Here is a 255-nt window from a genome sequence, read left to right on the forward strand (position 1 = left end):
CCCCGGGAGGGGAGTGAAATAGATCCTGAAACCGTGTGCATACAAACAGTAGGAGCGGACTTGTTCCGTGACTGCGTACCTTTTGTATAATGGGTCAGCGACTTACATTCAGTGGCAAGGTTAACCAAATAGGGAAGCCGTAGAGAAATCGAGTCCGAATAGGGCGATAGTCGCTGGGTGTAGACCCGAAACCAAGTGATCTACTCATGGCCAGGATGAAGGTGCGGTAACACGCACTGGAGGTCCGAACCCACT

Annotated in this window: 1 rRNA gene; it reads left to right on the forward strand. The window is 51.8% G+C overall.

The annotated features are described in order from the left end of the window. Positions 1–255, forward strand: a 23S ribosomal RNA gene (locus GEV02_RS33960); the annotation flags it as partial.

This window comes from Rugamonas aquatica, from assembly GCF_009380215.1.
GTDB classification, from domain to species: domain Bacteria; phylum Pseudomonadota; class Gammaproteobacteria; order Burkholderiales; family Burkholderiaceae_D; genus Rugamonas; species Rugamonas aquatica_B.